Source organism: Skermanella aerolata KACC 11604 (genome assembly GCF_000936425.1).
Taxonomy (GTDB): Bacteria; Pseudomonadota; Alphaproteobacteria; order Azospirillales; family Azospirillaceae; genus Skermanella; species Skermanella aerolata.
This window is the reverse complement of the sequence record NZ_AVFK01000183.1, coordinates 1-786: the sequence shown is the minus strand read 5'-3', so window position 1 is coordinate 786 and position 786 is coordinate 1. Positions and strand designations below refer to the sequence as shown.

General features: G+C 49.5%; 1 protein-coding gene. It reads left to right on the top strand.

Annotated features, from left to right (window positions below):
- Positions 1-547: 547 nt before the first annotated feature.
- Positions 548-786, top strand: a 239-nt coding sequence (locus N826_RS45105) for a hypothetical protein (protein ID WP_044438048.1), incomplete at its 3' end; no start/stop codon positions are given.

Genomic DNA, 786 nt, shown 5'->3' with positions numbered 1-786 from the left:
CCCTGAACTTCCCTCAGAAGCTGTGCACACAAAAGAACGAAGAACCCAAACTTGGGCCACGAGCTGAGGCGGCTCAAACCATTGATTTTTCAAGGAAAAAGAGCTCTTAAGATGGCCCTCTATCGGCGCCGATAGAGGGCCATCTAATGAAGCGAATTTGCAAGATAATCAACACAGTAGGTGTATTGCGGTCATGGCCCAAGCTTGGGCGCTGATCCACACGACAGATCCACGTCGCGCATTTTTATTCCTCCCCAAACTCTTGAAGTTTCATGCTATTACAATGCTTTTCATCTGTGATCAATAAATAATACCCACATGGCTAATGGCGCAGAAATAAAAAACCTTCCACAGGCATAAAATATCAGGTAAGAGAAATATACTTACCCAAAATAGAAATGTTATGATACTTACTTTAAAATTAATATAGTAAAGTATGTTTCAATGATGGTCCACAGCCAGTTCTTTTATTCAATCTGCGGTGCATGTCGTCTTGAATTTTCGTGAAACCGTTCGTCATGGCGTGGAGCAGCACCGTCGAGGCTGGATGCCGAGGACCAAGCGCTACCAAAGTAGCCATGGCGTCATCAAGGACCGCGCACAACTCGGGAAGGTGGAGTTCGCCTCCCACGGCGGTGTCAGCCAGGCCGCCGACGACCAAACGCTGGTCGTGGAGACGACGGCAGGCGTGGGTCCACTCCGCCTCCAGTCGCCGTGTCCACTCGGTTTCCAGACGTTTCAGAATTCGAGGATGGATTTCCGTCATGGCTCACCCCGCCCGCACGC